12 protein-coding genes and 4 tRNA genes are annotated in these 14,945 nt (G+C 25.7%); 11 read left to right on the top strand and 5 right to left on the bottom strand.

Features of this window, described 5'->3' with window-relative positions:
* Positions 1 to 468: 468 nt before the first annotated feature.
* On the top strand, positions 469 to 1,074 hold the full coding sequence (locus RJT32_RS03055; RefSeq protein ID WP_343154255.1) for a YfgM family protein: 606 nt from the start codon (positions 469 to 471) through the stop codon (positions 1,072 to 1,074).
* Positions 1,075 to 1,121: 47 nt separating this feature from the next.
* Positions 1,122 to 2,495: a ribosome biogenesis GTPase Der gene (gene der / locus RJT32_RS03050; protein WP_343154254.1), complete on the top strand. Its 1,374-nt coding sequence runs from the start codon at positions 1,122 to 1,124 to the stop codon at positions 2,493 to 2,495.
* Here der and fdx read toward each other — a convergent pair.
* From fdx to RJT32_RS03025, 5 genes are all read right to left on the bottom strand, one after another.
* Positions 2,492 to 2,827, bottom strand: a complete 336-nt coding sequence (fdx, locus tag RJT32_RS03045) for an ISC system 2Fe-2S type ferredoxin (RefSeq protein WP_343154253.1) — start codon at positions 2,825 to 2,827, stop codon at positions 2,492 to 2,494. The two genes, der and fdx, sit on opposite strands and share 4 nt — an antisense overlap.
* Positions 2,827 to 4,650, bottom strand: a complete 1,824-nt coding sequence (gene hscA, locus RJT32_RS03040; RefSeq protein ID WP_343154252.1) for a Fe-S protein assembly chaperone HscA — start codon at positions 4,648 to 4,650, stop codon at positions 2,827 to 2,829. The genes fdx and hscA overlap by 1 nt, the downstream gene beginning before the upstream one ends.
* 47 nt (positions 4,651 to 4,697) lie before the next feature.
* Positions 4,698 to 5,186, bottom strand: coding sequence for a Fe-S protein assembly co-chaperone HscB (hscB, locus tag RJT32_RS03035; protein WP_343154251.1), 489 nt, complete (start codon positions 5,184 to 5,186; stop codon positions 4,698 to 4,700).
* An 86-nt stretch (positions 5,187 to 5,272) separates the two neighbouring features.
* Positions 5,273 to 5,659: a Fe-S cluster assembly scaffold IscU gene (gene iscU, locus RJT32_RS03030; RefSeq protein ID WP_343154250.1), complete on the bottom strand. Its 387-nt coding sequence runs from the start codon at positions 5,657 to 5,659 to the stop codon at positions 5,273 to 5,275.
* Between the two features lie 28 nt (positions 5,660 to 5,687).
* Positions 5,688 to 6,902 carry an IscS subfamily cysteine desulfurase gene (locus RJT32_RS03025; protein ID WP_343154249.1) on the bottom strand — a complete coding sequence of 405 codons (1,215 nt, stop codon included), beginning with the start codon at positions 6,900 to 6,902 and terminating at the stop codon, positions 5,688 to 5,690.
* A gap of 172 nt (positions 6,903 to 7,074) precedes the next feature.
* Here RJT32_RS03025 and RJT32_RS03020 point away from each other — a divergent pair.
* From RJT32_RS03020 to RJT32_RS02980, 9 genes are all read left to right on the top strand, one after another.
* Positions 7,075 to 7,150, top strand: a tRNA-Trp gene (locus tag RJT32_RS03020).
* 139 nt (positions 7,151 to 7,289) lie between these two features.
* The gene (gene ilvD, locus RJT32_RS03015; RefSeq protein WP_343154248.1) at positions 7,290 to 9,143 is read left to right on the top strand and encodes a dihydroxy-acid dehydratase; all 1,854 of its coding nucleotides are present in this window, start codon (positions 7,290 to 7,292) and stop codon (positions 9,141 to 9,143) included.
* 41 nt (positions 9,144 to 9,184) lie between these two features.
* Positions 9,185 to 10,657 (top strand): ketol-acid reductoisomerase, encoded by a 1,473-nt coding sequence (gene ilvC / locus RJT32_RS03010; RefSeq protein WP_343154247.1) that lies wholly within the window; start codon positions 9,185 to 9,187, stop codon positions 10,655 to 10,657.
* Positions 10,658 to 10,709: 52 nt separating this feature from the next.
* Positions 10,710 to 12,671 carry a UvrD-helicase domain-containing protein gene (locus RJT32_RS03005; protein ID WP_343154246.1) on the top strand — a complete coding sequence of 654 codons (1,962 nt, stop codon included), beginning with the start codon at positions 10,710 to 10,712 and terminating at the stop codon, positions 12,669 to 12,671.
* A 170-nt stretch (positions 12,672 to 12,841) separates the two neighbouring features.
* On the top strand, positions 12,842 to 13,177 hold the full coding sequence (trxA, locus tag RJT32_RS03000) for a thioredoxin TrxA (RefSeq protein WP_343154245.1): 336 nt from the start codon (positions 12,842 to 12,844) through the stop codon (positions 13,175 to 13,177).
* A gap of 106 nt (positions 13,178 to 13,283) precedes the next feature.
* Positions 13,284 to 14,543: a transcription termination factor Rho gene (gene rho, locus RJT32_RS02995; protein WP_343154244.1), complete on the top strand. Its 1,260-nt coding sequence runs from the start codon at positions 13,284 to 13,286 to the stop codon at positions 14,541 to 14,543.
* 134 nt (positions 14,544 to 14,677) lie between these two features.
* Positions 14,678 to 14,751, top strand: a tRNA-Arg gene (locus RJT32_RS02990).
* Positions 14,752 to 14,781: 30 nt separating this feature from the next.
* Positions 14,782 to 14,857 (top strand) — tRNA-His (locus RJT32_RS02985).
* Between the two features lie 11 nt (positions 14,858 to 14,868).
* Positions 14,869 to 14,942: transfer RNA gene (locus RJT32_RS02980), tRNA-Pro, on the top strand.
* Positions 14,943 to 14,945: the final 3 nt, after the last annotated feature.

Raw genomic sequence — 14,945 nt, 5'->3', positions numbered from 1 at the left:
AATAATACCTTAAGACATTGAAATTATTTTATACATTATTAATATTTTAATCAAGATAACATATGTAAATATTAAAAATAAGACTTTAATGTTAAAGATAGATTTTTATGTTTGTTTTTATATTTTATATTTAGGTTTTTATTTTTATGTTTTTAAATAAAATATAAATAAAATAATATATATTATTATTATTAGTAAATAAGAAATCTGTGGATAAGTCATCTTTAGCATTGATAATAAAAGAACTTCTGTTGTTAACTAGTTGTGTACAATTAGTGTTTAATATATGAATAACTTGTAAAAAAATGGTTTTATGTCAAAAAAAAATTTTTTTTACTATTTTTTTTAAAATTAATATTGCATTCATTAATAAAAAAAAATTTTAAAAATATCTTTTTAATCTTAAAAAGATTAAACTTAATAAAGGTTTACTAAGAGTTGTTTTGTTTTCAATAGAAGGAAAAAAAAATGCATTTAACACAACACAATCATATTAAAAAACCATTTTTTTCAAAAAAAAAATTTTTTTTAATTATAGTTATTTTAATTTTTGTTTTGATAATCCTATTTTTTAAGATCAAACCAAAAAATAATATACAAAATTCATATAAAAATAATTATCAAGAAATATTAAAAGAAATACATGCAAGAAAGAATTTAGATTTTAAAAAAATAGAAAAATTTATAATAGAAAACAAAAATATTTATGGTACTTTAATTTCTTTATCGCTATCAAAACAATATATTTTAAAAAATAATTTAGAAAAAGCATTTATTCAATTAGAAAACAGCTTAAAATACACAAAAGAAGAAAATTTAAAAAATATTTTAAGATTGAGAATGTCACAAATAAAAATACAACAAAATCAAAATAAAGATGCAATGAAAATTATCGAAGAAATTAAAGATGATTCTTGGACGAACATAGTTGAAAATATTAAAGGAGATATTTTTATGAAAAATGGAAATATAAAATTAGCTATTCAAGCTTGGGAAAAAAGTAAATATTTTGAAAAATCTAAAATATCTAAAGAGATAATTAACATAAAAATAAATGAAGCTCAAAATCAATAATTCATATAAAAAATAAACAATCTTTATAAAAAAAAGAGTATATAAAAATGTTACCTATTATTGCTTTAATCGGCCGTACTAATGTAGGAAAATCTACTTTTTTTAACATATTAACCAAAAAAAGAAATGCTCTTGTTTCAAGTTTTTCAGGACTTACAAGAGATAGAAATTACGGACTGTGTTATTTAGAAAAAAATAAAAAATTTATTTTAACAGATACATCAGGTTTTGATTTTGAATTAAAAAAAATTCAAAAACAAGCTCATAAACAAACATTAATGGCCATGAATGAAGCAGATTTAATTTTATTTATGGTCAATGCTCGAGAAGGACTTCTTCCAGAAGAATATGAAATATTAAAGACAATAAAAAAACATGAAAAAGATTTTTTTTTAATAATTAATAAAATAGACGGAATTAAAAAAAATGAAAAATTAAACGAATTTTATTCCTTGGGAATTAAAAACAATATCAAAATATCTGCAAGCCATAACCAAGGAATAAATAATTTTATTAATGAATATTTAATTCCTTGGATAGAATCTAAATTTCAAAAAATAAAGCTAAAAAAAACGATAGATAAACAAGAAGAAATAAAAAATATCCCAATTAAAATTGCATGTATAGGAAAACCTAATGTTGGTAAATCAACATTAATTAATTCGCTTGTAATGCAAAATCGAATTATTACTTCCAATACACCAGGTACAACACTAGATGCTATATCTGTACCTATAAAATATAATAATAAAAATTATATTTTAATCGATACTTCAGGAACATCAAAAAAGAAAAGAAAAAAAAACAAAATAGAACAAATATCTGTTATTAAAACTTTAGAAACAATTGAAAAAACAGATATAACATTACTTATTATAGATGCAAAAGATGAACAAAAAAAAATATGTAATCAAAATTTATTATTAATAAATAAAATTAAAAATTTTGGAAAACCATTAATTATCATAATTAACAAATGGGATTTATTAAATGTTATAGAAAAAATAAAATTTAAAAAATTAATAAATTATCAATTAAAAAACTATTTTTTTGCAAAAATACATTTTATATCAGCACTAAAAAGCCAAAAAATTTTTGAAATATTTAAATTAATTAAACATGTTCATCAATCGACTAAAAAACAAATAAACACCTCAAAGCTTATGAAAATAATGAAAGAAGCAATACAAAAACACCAACCTCCAATAATTAATAAACGTCGAATAAAATTAAAATATGTGCATCTAGGAAGTTCCATTCCAATTAAAATTATTATACATGGTAATCAAACAAAATATTTGCCAATAACTTATACAAGATATTTAGAAAATTTTTTTTATGAATCCCTTCAAATTGAAGGTATACCAATTGAAATCAAATTTAAAGATACAATAAATCCATATATTCAAAAACTAAACTAATTTTCAGTAATATGATTAGTATTATACAAAGGAATTTCCACCTCGATATCAATATCTCCAACAATTGCTTGACAACTTAATCGACTGGTGGATTCAAGACCCCATGCTTTATCTAAAACATCTTCTTCTTGTTCACTCCACCCTGAAAGAGAAAGAAACCCTTTTCGTATGATACAATGACAAGTGCTGCAAGCACATGATTTTTCACATGCATGTTCTATTTTAATATTATTTAATAGTGCGACGTTTAAGATAGTTTCACCTTTTTTACATTCACAAATAGCACCTTTGGGTAATATGAACTTATGAGGTAGAAAAAAAATTTTAGGCATTATTTAGTATCATCTGTTTTATTAGTTAAAATACTATTAATTTCATTTTTTAACCGTAATGAAAAAAATGTTTGAGTTGATTCGTTTAATTTTTTTAAATTTAATTTAATAGAATAAAAATCATCTTCATCGATGGATTTTTGAAGTTCTATTTGATTTTCTTTAATTTTTTTTAATTCGTTTTTATTGATTAAATTTTGATCTTTTTTTAAAGCGTTATTTAATAAATCTAAAATATTTTTGGATTCAATTTTTTTTTCTTCTTTAATTCTTAAATAATAATCATTTTTAATATTATTCTTATGATCTTTAATAATTTCAGAAATATTTTTATACTTAGATAAAGAATTATCAATTTGAATTGTTTTAGATTTTTTACTGTTTTTTTCAAGTGCAGTGATACTGATCAAACCATCAGTATCAATTTGAAATGTCACTAAAATTCTAACTGTACCTGCTTTACCAAGAGAAATATTTTTTAAAACAAATCGAGAAAGAGAAATACAATGTTTTGCAAGCTCTCTTTCTCCTTGTAACACATGAATAACAATTCCTGTTTGATTATCTTTTGAAGTTGTAAATTCTTTTGTTTTAGAAATCGGTATATGACTATTACGAAAAATAATTTTTTCGACAAATCCACCTATCACCTCAACTCCTAATGAAAGCGGTATTACATCTAATAATATTGTTCGATGTTGCATAGAGTTACATATCAGCATATTACATTGCAATGCAGCTCCCATTGCCACTACTTGATCTGGATTAATTGAAATTAATGGATTAGTTTTAAAAAATTTTTTAACTTCATTGTATACTAATGGAACTCGCGTAGAACCTCCTACCATAATAATTTCTTTAATATCTTTTATATTTAATTCTATTTCTTTGCATATTTTTGTACAAATTAATAAAGTTTTTTCGATTAAATGTTTAATAATTATATCAAACTCATTACGAGTAATTACTCCTTTCCATTCTAATAAAGTAACTTCTACTGAATTATAATAAGTTAATTTTATTTTCGCTTTCTTTGCTGTTTTTAATAATAAATTATAAAAAGATTCATTATTATCATATAACAAGTTAGATTTTTTATAAATATAGTTTGCTAAAAGAACATCGAAATCATCACCACCCAGATTAGAATCACCACTTGTCGCCAATACTTCGAATAATCCTTTATTTAATTTTAATATAGAAACATCAAAAGTACCACCTCCAAGATCGTAAATTACAACAATACCTTGTGTATTTTGTTCTAAACCATATGCCATAGCAGCAGATGTAGGTTCATTTAATAATCTAATTAAATTGATTCCTGCAGAAATAGCAGATTTTTTTATTAAAGAACGCTGAATATTATTAAAATATGCCGGAACAGTTATGACAGTTGAGTCTGTTTTGATTTTGTATAAAGAGCAAGCTCTTTTTTTAAGATATTTTAATATTTCACCAACAATTTCAATAGACGAAACTTTTCCTGATTGAGTATGAAATAAAATATCTTGATTTTTACTTTTCTCCAAAACATAAGGTAAAACTGGAAATTCTTTTTTAATAAAATCAATAGATCGACCGATTAAACGTTTTACTGAAATAATTGTATTCATAGGATCTTTCAGTATTTTTTTTTCAGCTTCCCAACCAACTAAAAAATTATTTTTTCTGCAATTTACAACAGATGGTATTAAATAACGTTTTTTATCATCAGTTAATAATAAAGCACGATTTTGATCTATAGTAGAAACAAGAGAATAAGTCGTTCCAAAGTCAATACCTAAAATTAATTTTTTATCAAATTTTTTTTTCAAAAAAATCATATAAAAACATCCTAATTTATTCAATTTAAGTAAAAATTGTTATGTTTTTAAGTTTTTTTTATTTTTTTTAAAAACAATAATTGAGATATTATGTTAATAATTGCATTCCAATTTTTATTATTAAATTCATAATCAAGTAAATTTTCGCAATTTTTTATTTCATCTTCTATTTTTTTAAAAAAATTATTTAAATGAATTATATTTGAATTATGTTTTGTTTTAATAATTTCTAATTCTTCATATAAAAAAAAATATTTTTTCAAAAAATACTGATTTTCAGATAACAATTTATTCTGATTAACTTTAATACCGTTAAGAAAAAGTAAATATATTGATCTATTCGATGAACTTTTTAAAGTTTTATATCCTTTATTAATTTCAATGGATTTTTTTAATATCCATTTTTTTTTAGATTCAGAATCATTTATAAATAAATCAGGATGAAATTGTAAATGTAATTTATAAAAGTTTTTATGTAATAAATCTTTATTTATTCGAAATTTTTTTGGTAATTGGAATAATGTAAAGTAATTCATAAACACCCAAATAAAACTATATAAGCAAGTTAAATTAAAATTTAATGCTGAAAAAAACTTTTCAACATTAAATTATGAAAATAATATTAATCTCTATTTTTTTTATTTTTATAATCTAAAATAGCTGATTTAATAGCATCTTCTGCTAAAATAGAACAATGGATTTTTACTGGAGGCAATTCTAGTTCTTCAACTATACTTGTATTTTTAATAGATTCTGCTTCTTTTATTGATTTTCCCTTAATCCATTCCGTTACTAGTGAACTAGAAGCAATAGCAGAACCGCAACCATATGTTTTAAAGCAAGCATCTTCAATAATACCTTTTGAATTAACTTTAATTTGCAACTTCATAACATCACCACAAGCAGGCGCGCCGACTAAACCACTTCCAACATTAATATCTGAGCTAGGAAAAGAACCAACATTCCGAGGATTTTCATAATGATCCATAACTTTTTTACTATAAGCCATTTTGATATACCTTTTATTTTTTGTTGTTTTAATTATGATCCCATTCTATACTATTTAAATCAACTCCTGATTTAAACATTTCCCATAATGGTGAAAGTTCTCGAAGTTTAGAAATAGATTGATGAACTAATTTTATTGTGTGTTGAATTTCTTCTTTTGTTGTAAACCTACCAATAGAAAAACGAATAGAACTATGTGCTAACTCATCTTTTATGCCTAACGCTCTTAATACATAAGATGGCTCTAAACTAGATGAAGTACATGCTGAACCCGATGAAATAGCAAGATCTTTAAGCGACATAATTAATGATTCACCTTCAACATAGTTAAAACTAACATTTAAAATATGAGGTGCACCTTGTTTTAAATCACTATTTAAATAAACTTCTTCGATATTTTTAATGCCATTCCATAAATCATTTCTCAAATTATTTAAATGAATAAAATCATCTTTAATCTTATTTTTTGCTAATTCAAAAGCTTCTCCCATGCCGACAATTTGATGTACTGGTAAAGTTCCAGCTCTCATACCTCTTTCATGCCCTCCCCCATGTAAAGATGCTAATAAACGAACACGAGGTCTTCGGCGAACATATAGTCCTCCAATACCTTTTGGGCCATATAATTTATGGGCGGAAAAAGACATTAAATCTATACAAGAATTTTTTATGTTAATGTTAATTTTCCCAACACTTTGCGTAGCGTCAACATGAAAAAAAATATCACGAGATTTGCAGATTTCAGAAATACTATTGATATCTTGAATAATTCCAGTTTCATTGTTCACATGCATTATAGAGATAAGTATAGTGTTTTTTCTAATATGTTTTTTTAAATTATTTAAATCAATAATACCGTTATTTTTAGGAGTTAAATAAGTTACTGAAAAACCTTCTCCTTCCAAATATCTACAAGCATCTAATACTGATTTATGCTCTGTTTTGCTTGTAATAATATGATTTCCTTTTTTTTTATGAAATAATGCAATACCTTTAATAGCTAAATTATTTGCTTCCGTTGCTCCTGAAGTGAATATAATTTCACGTGAATCTGCTCCAATTAAATCAGATATTTGATTGCGAGCAATATCAACAATTTCTTCAGCTTCCCAACCGAATTTATGTGACCGAGATGAAGGGTTGCCAAACATTCCATCAATTGTTAAATAATTCATCATTTTTTTAGCAACTTGAAAATCTACTGGGGTAGTAGCTGCATAGTCTAAATAAATTGGAGTTTTCATACAATTTTTACCTTATCATTTGTAATGATTAAATAAAACTATTCTATCATTTTAACAACTTTTTAGATCTAAAAATTAATATACTTTATCATCAAATTTTTTATAAAATACAAACTAGACTTTTTTATCAATTAATCATATAATTAAATACTTTAAAAATTTAAATGTCATTAGGGGTGTAGTTCAATTGGTAGAGCATCGGTCTCCAAAACCGAAAGTTGTAGGTTCAAGTCCTTCCACCCCTGCCAAATTTCACTCATCAGTTTATAAAACAATTTCCTTATAAAATCGATTAATTATATACGTCATTCTTATTTTGTTTGAAAAATAAAACATGTATATTTTAACAATTATATTATGAAATAATATTTCATGAGGTTACTTAAAATGCCTAAATACCGTTCTTTCACAACAACGCAAGGAAGAAATATGTCTGGAGCTAGGTCTTTATGGCGAGCTACAGGAATGAATGATGAAGATTTTAAAAAACCAATCATTGCAATAGTTAATTCGTTTTCACAATTTGTACCAGGTCATATACATCTTCGAGAGGTAGGTAAAATAATTTCAAAAGAAATATCAAAATCAGGTGGTGTTCCTAAAGAATTTAATACTATCGCAATAGATGATGGAATAGCGATGGGACATGCTGGAATGCTATATTCTTTACCTTCTAGAGAACTAATCGCAGACTCTATAGAATATGTAATTAACGCACATTGTGTTGATGCAATGATATGTATTTCTAATTGCGATAAAATTACACCTGCAATGTTTATGGCTTCTATGCGTCTAAATATACCATCAGTTTTTGTTTCAGGAGGACCTATGGAAGCAGGGAAAATAACTATAGAAAAAAACATAGAAAAAATCGATTTAGTTGATGCAATTGTTCATGGAGGTAATCCGAATAATTCAGATAAATTTATAAAAAAAATTGAATTATCATCATGCCCTACATGTGGATCTTGTTCAGGCATGTTTACTGCTAATTCTATGAACTGTTTAATGGAAGCAATAGGATTAGCATTACCTGGAAATGGAACACTTTTAGCTACTCATATTGATAGAAAAAAATTATTCAAAAAATCAGCCAAAATAATAGTAAAAATTACGAAAAATTATTATGAACATCACAAGAAAGAATTTTTGCCTAGAAATATTGCGAATAAAGAATCTTTTGAAAATGCTATGAGATTAGACATTGCAATGGGTGGATCTACAAATACTATATTGCATTTATTAGCCGCATCAAACGAAGGAAATATTGATTTTAAGATGTCTAATATTGATAATCTTTCGAAAAATACACCACATATTTGTAAAGTTTCCCCGAGTACAAAATTATATCATGTAGAAGATGTTCACCGAGCAGGTGGTATCATGGGTATATTAGCAGAATTAAATCGTTTTCACTTATTAAATAAAAAAACTAAAAATGTATTAGGATTGACTTTAGAAGAAATGTTGAATAATTATGATATTTTATCTACTAACAAAAGAAATGTAATAAAAATGTTTCATGCAGGTCCTGGAGGTGTTCGAACAATTAAACCATTTTCACAAAATTTTAGATGGAAAAATCTTGATAAAGATCGTGTTAATGGATGTATTCGATCTTGTGAAAATGCTTATAGTAAAGAAGGTGGGTTATCTGTTTTGTATGGAAATCTAGCAAAAGATGGTTGTATAATAAAGACTGCTGGAATAAATAAAAAAAATTATATTTTTTCTGGAATAGCAAAAGTATACGAAAGTCAGGAAGAAGCTGTACAGTCAATACTTAAAGGAAAGGTAGTGTCTGGAGATATTATAATTATTCGATACGAAGGCCCAAAAGGCGGTCCTGGAATGCAAGAAATGTTATACCCTACAACATATTTAAAATCTATGAATTTAGACAAAACATGCGCATTAATTACTGATGGACGATTTTCAGGTGGTACATCAGGACTTTCAATAGGGCATGTTTCTCCTGAAGCTGCAAATAAAGGAATAATAGCATTAGTTAAAAATGGAGATAATATTCACATTAATATTTATAAAAAAACAATCCATTTAAATGTCACGGAAAAAGAGTTAGATCATCGAATGATAGAAGAAAAACTAAAAGGAAATAAAGCATTTAAACCATTAAATCGAAAACGAAAAATTTCTTTAGCCTTGCAATTTTATGCTGCTCATGCAACTAGCGCAGACACTGGCGCGATAAGAGATAAAAATAAATTACACAATTCTTAATATTTATAATACATTAATTCTTAATACGTTGGAAAATTCAAATGAACTATTTTAACAAATTATCTTTTCGTGAAAAAATAAAAGAAATTAAAAAATGTCGTTTTATGGATAGAAAAGAATTTAAAAATGAAAATAAAATTTTAAAAAATAAAAAAATTGTTATTATAGGCTGCGGATCTCAAGGTTTAAATCAAGGCTTAAATATGAGAGATTCAGGACTTAATATTGCTTTCGCACTTAAAAATCAAAGTATTTTAAAAAAAAATCAATCTTGGTTAAACGCTATCAATAATAATTTCACAGTAAATAATTATGAAAATCTAATTCCAACTGCAGATTTAGTCATTAATTTAACACCTGATAAACAACATAAAAATGTTATTCAGGAAATTCAAAAATTAATGAAACCTAATGCATCTTTAGGTTATTCACATGGATTTAATATTGTAGAATGCAATGAAAAAATTAGAAAAGATATTACAGTTGTTATGGTGGCTCCAAAATGCCCTGGAACAGAAGTTCGAGAAGAATTTAAAAGAGGTTTTGGAGTGCCTACATTAATCGCAGTACATCATGATAATGATCCACAAAAAATAGGTTTAGATATTGCTAAAGCATGGGCGTTTTCTACAGGTGGTCATAGAGCTGGAGTTTTAGAATCATCATTTGTAGCTGAAGTAAAATCAGATTTAATGGGAGAACAAACTATTTTATGTGGAATGCTTCAAACAGCATCATTAATTTGTTATGAAAAATTAATTCAAGATCATAATGAACCTGGGTATTGTGGAAAATTAATACAATATGGATGGGAAACAATTACTGAATCGTTGAAGCATGGAGGAATTACATTAATGATGGATAGACTTTCAAATCCATCAAAAATAAGAGCTTTTCAATTATCTCAAGAAATAAAAAAAATATTACAACCATTATTTGAAAAACATATGGATAATATTATTTCAGGTGAATTTTCAAATGAAATGATGAACGATTGGAATAATAATGATATAAAATTATTAAATTGGCGCAATCATTTCAGAGAAAAATCTTTTGAAAAATCTCCAAAATATTCTAAAAAAATATGTGAACAAGAATATTATGATCATGGTATTCTAATGGTTGCAATATTAAAATCAGGAATTGAATTAGCTTTTGAAACAATGTTAAAATCAGGCATTAAGAGTGAATCGGCTTATTATGAGTCTTTGCACGAACTACCATTAATCGCTAATACAATTGCACGAAAAAAATTATACGAAATGAATATGGTTATTTCAGATACAGCTGAATATGGTAGTTATTTGTTTTCTGAATCAGCTTATCCTATATTAAAAAATTTTGTCATGCATCTTAAAAAATCTGATTTAGGTTCCTCTTTATCTAACATATCAATAGATAATGTTGAATTATATAAAATCAATGAAAGTATACGGAATCATCCAATTGAAATTATTGGATTAAAACTAAGAAACTATATGAAAGAAATGAAAAAAATTTCAGTAGCTCAATAACATTTCATATTTCTTAAGAACTTTTATTTAATTATTAGATTACTATTTGATTATGCCTCTTAATGATATCCAAGAAAATGCTGTAAAACTTATCTATGGTCCCTGTTTAATATTAGCAGGGGCTGGTTCTGGGAAAACAAAAGTAATTATTAATAAAATTATTTATTTAATAAAATATTGTCAATATGAACCTAAGAATGTTATTGCTTTAACCTTTACTAACAAAGCTGCTCATGAAATCAAGCTTCGACTTTTAAAATACTTAAATATTTCCCAGATAAAACAAATAGTTATCTCAACATTTCATTCGTTTGGATTAAAAATTATTAAAAAAGAAATAGATTTTTTAAAATTAGATTCAAATTTTTCCTTATTTGATGAAAAAGATCAAATTACATTACTAAAAAAAATTACTAATCATAAAAATGATACACAATTACTAAAAAATTTAGTTTGTATGATTTCTTATTGGAAAAATAAATTTTATACACCTGCAGATGTTGAACTTGTATCGAAATCTAGTCAAGAAAAAGATTTTGCGTATTTCTATAAAAAATATGAAAATTATTTAAATGAGTCAAATATATTAGATTTTGATGATTTAATTTGTATACCAACATTATTATTTAAAAGAAATAAAATTATAAAAAAACGCTGGCAAAAAAAGATAACTTATTTATTAATAGATGAATATCAAGATACTAGTAGCAGTCAGTACGAGCTAATTAAAATGTTAACAAATGTAAATTCTAATTTTACTTTAGTTGGAGATGATGATCAATCAATATATTCCTGGAGAGGTGCTACAACTCAAAATATTTTTTTATTAAAAAAAGATTTTCCTAATTTGAAAGTTATAAAAATGGAGCAAAATTATCGTTCTTATGGTAGAATATTGAAAGCTGCAAATAAATTAATTTCATATAATCCAAATTATTTTAAAAAAAAATTATTTTCTAAATTAAAATATGGAAACAAAATAAATGTTATCATTGGTAAAAATGAAGAAGTTGAAGCAGAAAAAATAGCAGAAAAAATTATTTTTCAATGTTCTACAGATAAAATACAATATAAAGATTATGCCATATTATATCGTGGAAATTATCAATCTCAAATTCTTGAAAAAATTTTTTTAAAAAGAAATATTCCTTATAATATTTCTAATAATTTGTCGTTCTTTTCGAGACCTGAAATTAAAGATTTACTAAGTTATCTTCGTTTAATCATCAATCATAATGATAATTATGCTTTTGCAAAAGTATTAAATACTCCATGTCGCCGAATAGGAATAACTACACTTAACAAAATAGAAAAACTTGCTATTAAAAGAAAAATAAGTTTTTTTCAAATTAGCAGTGATCCAGAAATAAAAAATGTTTTACGAGTATCTACAGTAAATAAAATAAATGAATTTATTTCTTGGATAAAAAAAATTACTTTATTAGCTGTTTCGAAACCGTCTAATATTTTAGATGTTATTATTCATGATATTGAATATGAATCATGGTTATCAAAATTCTTAAAAGAACCAGAAAAAATAAAAGCAAGTATAAACAATATTTATATGTTATCTAATTGGGTTAAAAGTTTAATAAAGGGAAGTAATTTTGAAAAACCTATGAATTTATTAGAAATAATAACTAAAATGACGCTTCGTGATATAATTAATAACGAAAAAAAACCTTCAGATGCTAATGAAGTTCAATTAATGACACTACATTCATCGAAAGGATTAGAATTTTCTTCTGTATTTATTATTGGAATGAGTGAAGGAATTTTGCCTAATGTAAAAAGTATTAATGAAAATAACATAGAAGAAGAAAGAAGATTAACTTATGTGGGTATGACTAGAGCAAAAAAACAATTATTTTTAACATATTGCCAAACTAGAATAAAATATGGTCAAAAACTATTTACTGTACCTAGTAGGTTTTTATTTGAACTTCCTGAGGAAGATTTACATTGGGAGCAAAAATTTTTTTTAACCAACTCGATTGGCAATAGAAAAAAATAAATTGCTTAAGTTGAATAATTAAAACAAAAAAATAATTTTTTTTAAAGTATGATAGAATACAGAATTCTATAATTTTAGTTTAAATCGATTTTTAAAAATGATAATATTATAAATATATTTATACAAAATAAAATTTTTAGAATCTTATTTTTTTTTATAGAGTACAAAAAATGCATAATATCATTGAATTAACTGATCAAAATTTTGAAGAAAAAGTCTTAAAATCAACAGATTTTATATTAGTTGATTTTTGGGCAGAATGGTGTAATCCATGTAAAATATTAGCACCGATTTTAGAAGAAATAGCACTCGAATATTTGAATAAAATTAAAGTCGGAAAATTGAATATTGAAAAGCACCCAAAAACAGCGCCTATGTATTCTATTCGAGGAATTCCTGCATTGCTATTGTTTCATAGAAGTCAGGTTCTCGCGACTAAAATTGGAGCAATCTCTAAATTGCAGCTTCAAACATTTTTAAATGAAAATATTAAGCAAACTGATTAACTTTTAATTTAATAATTAAACTTTTTTAAAATTTATTAATAAATTATATATTATGTCAAAATCATCATTTCAAGTTTTACCCCGATTTTACTAAGAACCCACCATTATGAATCTTACCGCACTTAAAAATATGCCAGTTTCCGAATTAATTATTCTTGGTGAAAAAATGGGGTTGGAAAATTTAGCGCGTATGCGTAAACAAGATATTATTTTTGCCATCCTTAAACAACATTCAAAAAGTGGAGAAGATATATTTGGAGATGGAGTTTTGGAAATATTACAAGATGGATTTGGATTTCTTCGTTCTGCGGATAGTTCTTATTTAGCTGGTCCTGATGATATATATGTATCACCCAGTCAAATTCGAAGATTTAATTTAAGAACTGGTGATACTATTTCCGGAAAAATAAGACCACCTAAAGAAGGTGAAAGATATTTTGCTTTATTAAAAGTTAATGAAGTGAATTATGACAAACCTGAAAATGCCAGAAGTAAAATTTTATTTGAAAATTTAACACCTTTACATGCCAATTCTCGTCTTAGAATGGAAAGAGGAAATGGTTCTACAGAAGATCTTACTGCAAGAGTATTAGATTTAGCTTCACCTATAGGAAGAGGGCAAAGAGGTTTAATTGTAGCTCCTCCGAAAGCTGGAAAAACCATATTATTGCAAAACATCGCACAAAGTATAGCTTATAATCATCCAGATTGTGTTTTAATGGTATTATTAATTGATGAAAGACCAGAAGAAGTTACTGAAATGCAAAGATTAGTTAAAGGTGAAGTAGTTGCCTCAACCTTTGATGAACCTGCATCAAGACATGTACAAGTGGCAGAAATGGTTATTGAAAAAGCTAAACGATTAGTAGAACATAAGAAAGACGTTATTATATTGCTTGATTCTATTACTCGTTTAGCACGAGCTTATAATACTGTTGTACCAGCTTCTGGAAAGGTATTAACAGGAGGCGTTGATGCAAATGCATTACACAGGCCAAAACGATTTTTTGGCGCTGCTCGCAACGTAGAAGAAGGTGGTAGTTTGACTATAATTGCCACTGCATTAGTTGATACTGGTTCAAAAATGGATGAAGTTATTTATGAAGAATTTAAGGGAACAGGTAATATGGAGTTACCATTATCCAGAAAAATAGCAGAAAAACGAGTCTTTCCTGCAATTGATTATAATAGATCTGGAACTAGAAAAGAAGAATTGCTTACTTTACCGGATGAACTTCAAAAAATGTGGATATTGAGAAAAATTATTCATCCTATGACTGAAATAGACGCAATGGAGTTTTTATTAAATAAATTATCTATGACTAAAACGAACGATGAATTTTTTGATATGATGAAACGCTCTTAAGATATTTAACATTCATAGAGTGTTAATACATATAATTAAATTTTTAAAAATATTGTTGCATTTTTAAAATTGTATAAAAAAAAGCTGGACAATAATAATGATTAGTCATAAAATTTAATTTATATTTTATAAATGCGCTCGTAGCTCATTTGGATAGAGCACTATCTTCCGAAGGTAGAGGTACCAGGTTCAAATCCTGTCGAGCGCACTTTATAAATAAAATATATTTTTTTATTTGGTGGCTATAGCTCAGTTGGTAGAGTGCTGGATTGTGATTCCAGTGGTCATGGGTTCAAATCCCATTAGCCACCCCAAAATTTAAAAACGGCGAATAGCGCAGCTTGGTAGCGCAACTGGTTTGGGACCAGTAGGTCAGAGGTTCAAATCCTCTTTCGCCGAAAA

The sequence above is a fragment of the Buchnera aphidicola (Aphis aurantii) genome, assembly GCF_039388985.1.
Classification (GTDB): domain Bacteria; phylum Pseudomonadota; class Gammaproteobacteria; order Enterobacterales; family Enterobacteriaceae; genus Buchnera; species Buchnera aphidicola_BL.
This window is presented reverse-complemented; position numbering and strand designations above follow the sequence as displayed.

Excerpts from the sequence above, each read along its gene's own strand:
- iscU (WP_343154250.1), bottom strand. The coding sequence starts at position 5,659 with ATGGCTTATAGTAAAAAAGTTATGGATCATTATGAAAATCCTCGGAAT.
- RJT32_RS03005 (WP_343154246.1), top strand. The coding sequence starts at position 10,710 with ATGCCTCTTAATGATATCCAAGAAAATGCTGTAAAACTTATCTATGGT.
- rho (WP_343154244.1), top strand. The coding sequence starts at position 13,284 with ATGAATCTTACCGCACTTAAAAATATGCCAGTTTCCGAATTAATTATT.
- der (WP_343154254.1), top strand. The coding sequence starts at position 1,122 with ATGTTACCTATTATTGCTTTAATCGGCCGTACTAATGTAGGAAAATCT.
- RJT32_RS03055 (WP_343154255.1), top strand. The coding sequence starts at position 469 with ATGCATTTAACACAACACAATCATATTAAAAAACCATTTTTTTCAAAA.
- hscB (WP_343154251.1), bottom strand. The coding sequence starts at position 5,186 with ATGAATTACTTTACATTATTCCAATTACCAAAAAAATTTCGAATAAAT.
- trxA (WP_343154245.1), top strand. The coding sequence starts at position 12,842 with ATGCATAATATCATTGAATTAACTGATCAAAATTTTGAAGAAAAAGTC.
- ilvC (WP_343154247.1), top strand. The coding sequence starts at position 9,185 with ATGAACTATTTTAACAAATTATCTTTTCGTGAAAAAATAAAAGAAATT.
- fdx (WP_343154253.1), bottom strand. The coding sequence starts at position 2,827 with ATGCCTAAAATTTTTTTTCTACCTCATAAGTTCATATTACCCAAAGGT.
- hscA (WP_343154252.1), bottom strand. The coding sequence starts at position 4,650 with ATGATTTTTTTGAAAAAAAAATTTGATAAAAAATTAATTTTAGGTATT.
- ilvD (WP_343154248.1), top strand. The coding sequence starts at position 7,290 with ATGCCTAAATACCGTTCTTTCACAACAACGCAAGGAAGAAATATGTCT.
- RJT32_RS03025 (WP_343154249.1), bottom strand. The coding sequence starts at position 6,902 with ATGAAAACTCCAATTTATTTAGACTATGCAGCTACTACCCCAGTAGAT.